Annotated in this window: 2 protein-coding genes; both read left to right on the forward strand. The window is 60.3% G+C overall.

Going from position 1 to position 4910, the window contains the following annotated elements; all coding sequences use genetic code 11:
* Window positions 1-186 precede the first annotated feature (186 nt).
* A complete protein-coding gene (locus D7X32_RS43120) occupies window positions 187-3969 on the forward strand; it encodes an RHS repeat-associated core domain-containing protein (protein ID WP_147450499.1) in 3783 nt (1260 codons plus the stop codon).
* Window positions 3966-4610, forward strand: coding sequence for a hypothetical protein (locus D7X32_RS45210; protein ID WP_147450500.1), 645 nt, complete (start codon window positions 3966-3968; stop codon window positions 4608-4610). Before D7X32_RS43120 ends, D7X32_RS45210 begins: the two co-directional genes overlap by 4 nt.
* Window positions 4611-4910: the final 300 nt, after the last annotated feature.

The raw sequence follows: 4910 nt of genomic DNA on the forward strand, positions 1-4910 counted from the left end.
TTGGCACCCAGAGCGAGGACGGCAGCCGCTTCGTCGAGCGCATCCTCACGGCCGTGATGAGCCTCAGGAAGCAGGAGCGCAACGTGCTCGACGCTCTCACTGCGTCCCTTGAAGCCCATCTCCACGGCACTCCCGCACCATCGCTGCTGCCCGGGACCTGATTCACGCTCGCGGTCGCCAGACCCCGTGAACGCTTACAGTGGGCCGACGGCCACGGATTGCTCGGCAACGCTCAACACGACGATTCCTGTCACCCAGTACGAGTACTGGGCAGCCGGGGCGGGTACGGCCAATGCCAATCGCCTGAAGAAGGTCTCCCGCTACCCGCAGGTGACCTCCGTGACGGGATGCTCGGGGCAGACGGTGCTGGAAACCCAGTACGCGGATTACGACGTGCGGGGAAATCCCCGGAGTGTCACAGACCCCAATGGCATCGAGACGACCTATGCCTATCAGGAAGACCGGGTCGCCTCCATCACGACCCAGGGGGCGACCTGGGAGTACCTCTATGACAATGGAATGATGACGGCCATTCATTTTCCCCGAGGGGATTATGAGCGGTTCTGCTACCGCGGTTCGGGAAACGGCCACTGTACGAACTCCTGGATGGGCAAGCTCACGCTGAGAGCCAAGCAGGCGTTTCTGGACAGCTACACCTGGAGCGAGGAAGTCCACTACGACTACGGGGCAGACCGGAAGCCACTGCGGGAGATGTTCGAGACTCGTGATGACGCAGACACCGGGCGCAGGTTGCGGACCTTTCAAGCGGACATGAATGGGAACCCCTCCTACGAGCAGGCCGGGGGGCGATACGGCAATCCTGCTTGGTACGTGCGTCCCAAGCTGTTTGACGGAGCGAGCCGCTTGGTGGGCATGGGCCTTGCCTACAATTCGCCTCCGGCGCTGTGCGGTGGGCTGGATGCGGATGGCCGGCCTGTGTCACCGCTCTGTAATGCGATGAGTTATGACCGGGCGGACCGGTTGACCAGCGTGGATGAGTATCCAGAGATCGGAACGCGGACGGGAGGAACACGGACGTGCATGTCTTATGACGCGCACGGGAACATGGCGACGGTGCGCACGGGGTGCCCGGCGACGGGATCCGGTGGCGACTGCGCTGCTTGCAGCCAGCCTGCGTCCACCTATCGATACGACGACTTCGGGCGGCTCATCGCGGTCAAACTGCCCTGGCAGGGCGGCGATGGCTGGACGCGGTACGACCATGACGCTGGCGGCAATCTCCTGGCGAAGCAGACGCCGCAGATGCGCGCGGATGGAGAGCACCTTGCCTATGCCTACGATGCGCTGGGGCGGCGCTTGTCCGCGACCCGCGTCGTGGGCGGGGCCTCGCCGCTCACGGAGACGCTCTACACGCTGGGTTACGACACCTCCGCGACCCCTGATTCCAGCTGCCCGCAGCCCGTGAATACCCGTGGGCGGATGCTCTTCCGCAACGATTCGTTCGGGCAGACCTGGCTGGCGTACGACGCTTGGGGGCGGGTGACCAAGGAGATCCGTGTGAGACGTTCCGTTGGAAACACGTTCATCTGCCCGAGTGACACTCCGGCCAGCACGCTGCATACGAGCTATGCGTATTCGACGTCGGGAGACCTGTTGTCCGTGACCTACCCCTATGGGCATCGTGTCACCTACGGGTATCGCCTCTATCCCAGCACCACGGTGCCGTCAGACCGGGTTGAGACCGTCACGGTTGAGCGCTGGAGCGGGACCGCATGGACGGCGCTTGCCAATGTGTCAGACTTCCTGTGGGAGCCTTACGGCGGTCTCCGTGCCTACAAGATCAACTCCCCTGGGGCCGCGAATCCCCTCTACGTGGAATACTCGCTTGGGGACAACAGCGGGGCTCCTCCCACGGCTCCCTGCACGGAAGGAGCGCCGCCCTACTCGGATTACACGGGACGGCAGCGCAGCGTCTGGGTTTCGTCCGCGAATTTCTCCTGGTATGGCGGCACGGGGAACCTGTACCGCCGGGTCTATACGTGGAAGGGGGATGAGATCATCCAGGAGGATACGTGCCTCCTGGGAGGTCCGACCCCCACGACCGTGAAGTACGAGTACGACGGCCTTGGACGGCTCAAGAACGTCACCCGTCCCTCGGGCAATGTCGCCGCAGTGGGTGGGACGGTCAGCTCCCGGAACTACGGGTATGACGGACGTGGGAATCGTATCAGTCAGGTCGAGGATGGAACATCGCTGACCTTGACTCATGGCACGGGAGCCTTGGTCGATCGACTTGATCGTCGGCAGGGTAGCGCGACCGGTTCGATGCTGGATTTCCAGTACCTGTATGACCTGGATGGTCGTGCTACGCAGACGCGGTGGGTAGAGATCGCTGGAACGCCTGTGTATCAGTTGCAGTTCAATCACGGCGTGTCCGTTGGCGGTGCGTCGGAGACGGTGTTCCGCTCGGTGAATGTCAACGGCAGTACCTATGAGTACTTCTACGATGCCATGAACCGGCGACGGCTCAAGCGCTATCCGACTACAGCTGAGGACGAATTCTTCTACGGCCTGGGACACTCATTGCTGATTGATCGAGGCAATCCAACGGTATCGCCGCCAGTCGGTGGCTTCGCTCAATACGTCGATGACACATATGTATGGCTTGGCGATCGCCCGCTCATGGTGGTTCGAGGGCAATTGACGTCAGGGTTGGTCCGAGTTGCGACGCCAACTGGTGATTGCACCCGGAACGGTGAGCCTGCGGCGTGCGGCGTTTATTTCCCCGTGACGGATGCGCTTGGTAAGGTGATTGTGATGTTTGACTCCGCCGCCAAGGTAGGCGGTGCTGCGGATTACGACCCTTTTGGCCACGTCAACCGTGTCGCTCTGGACCAGGAGTCACTCCATCCGCTTCCTGGCACAGATGGTGGAGTCGCACAGGAGGTTCTCTTGGCGGAGCTGAATCAGCCGGTCTCTGAGGATGGAGGGGTTGTGGTGCGCGAACGCGCCCTCTTCCACTTGCTGGACACGGGCAATGTGGCGCACGTGGAGATTCGAAATCAATCGGATGGTGGGGTTCTTGTCGATGACCTGACGATGACAGCTTCCGGCCAGGTGTGGTCGCCTTGGGTAGAGCCTGCGCAGGGGATGTCTTCCGTGGTGTTGGTGACATCCGGCATGGCCGGTACTCAGCCTCCGGCAGGAGTTGTCATGGGGGGATACGAGTACCAACGATATCAACGGGGGGCAGAAACTTATTGGGTGCCGCTTCGGTTTCTTGGTCATTATTATGACGTTGAAACAGATCTGTTCGAAAACTGGAACAGGTACTACGATCCCGGTGCTGGTAGATATTTGCAATCGGAGCCGATGGTGAGGAGAGCTGGTTGGATTCGCGCGCGCTTGCGGAAGGCGGTTCCAACGCCAGCGTATGACTACGCTTCTGGCAATCCAATCAGTCGTGTTGATCCCAATGGTCTTTGGGATATGGGGATTGGAGGGGTGACGACAGTTGCAATTGGAACCGGGGCGTCAGGGGGCGTGATCGCTGGAATTTATGTCGGCGGTGTGCTTGTCGGTACGACGGTTCTTGTAGGTGGCACTTGGTTGGCTGCGGCAAACATGGACGAGCCTGGCGCAGGTACTTCACCGCAGTACGGGTCGTCAGTTGAATCGGAGCCGCATCCCAGTTCTGAGCCGGGCGTGCCACCCACTGCGGAAGAGCTTTTCTTCTGTGGGCCGGACTCTTCAGTAACAATCTGGACTTGTGCTGAGTTGGAGGAGGACTTCGGATACGTGTATGGGGATAAGGATGAGGCGATGTGTGAATTCCCGAAAGAGGCATTCCCAGACAAGGCAAAGCCGACCACGAGTGGGCCGTGTGTTGGAGAAAAACTGCATTGCAATGTTAGTCTGAGGGGGGATCCGGCGGCGCGTCCTGGTTCGATTGTTTGCTGTAGCTGTTGCGATGGTTATGTGTACACGACTCGGTGTGGTACGCGATGAGCAATGTGATGCGTGAGCTTGGGCGCATGGCTGCGGGTGTTCTTGGGGAGGGCGTGGGGAAGAAGGATTGGGAGTTTGTTGAGAAGTCGCTCGTTGCGGTGATTGCGGTTAGCCAGCCCCGGGCTGTGTTGGATTTTCTGCAGTCGATGTTGTGGGAAGTGATTGGCGCGGCCGGGGTGGCGGATTCGGAGAGGCAGAAAATCGGCCGACTGCTGAGTGGTGAATATAAGTTGGGGCGCCGCATGACGAAGTCACAAGTTGAGGCGGAGGTTATGCGCGTCGAGGTTGCCGGACCGGCGGGTGAGTGTATTCGAGATGGGGTTTATTGGTTTGTTTTCGCAGCCAGGGCCCCTCGTGATGTATTGAAGTTTGCTTCGAGTGTCTTTTGGGTTTGTAGTAATTATGTTGGTGCGAGGGTGGTGCTGGCGGATGTGAAATGCAATCCGGCTGCTTGGGAGGAGGAGCAGGTCGAGCAAGAGCGTCTTGAACGGGACAGCAGTCAGGTTTCAAAGGAGGAGCGCGATTCTGCTTTTGCGCGCTTTGCCATGCGTGCTCGCCAAAATCTTCCTGTTCAAGACGAACGCTGGGCGGCGTGGTCGCGTATTGCTGATGCGTTCGTGATGATCAATGAATCTCCTTGAGCGCGAGTCGTTTGCCTCCGTTTGAGGAGAGGGGCGCACAGGAAGTCATGGGCGTGTATTGCTGGTGAACGTAAAGGTTTTTCTGAGATCGCTAATCTGAGATTGGCCAGGATTGCGGCGGCGGCCGGTACTGCAGGGAATGGCCGATTGGGGCGTCGCCGCTAAGGAAAGCCGTAACCGTCCGGCCAATGACGTGCCGTGAGGGATTGCCGGGGGCGCAGCGCGCAGCGGACGCTTCCGGGCATGGCGAAGCAGGTGGAGAAGCCGGAGTGGGCGCGCATCGCGGAAGCGTTCGAGGCC

The sequence above is a fragment of the Corallococcus carmarthensis genome, from assembly GCF_003611695.1.
In the GTDB taxonomy this organism is placed as follows: Bacteria; Myxococcota; Myxococcia; order Myxococcales; family Myxococcaceae; genus Corallococcus; species Corallococcus carmarthensis.

Bases quoted from the DNA above. Each gene is read 5' to 3' on its own strand.
- D7X32_RS45210 (WP_147450500.1), top strand. From the start codon at position 3,966: ATGAGCAATGTGATGCGTGAGCTTGGGCGCATGGCTGCGGGTGTTCTT.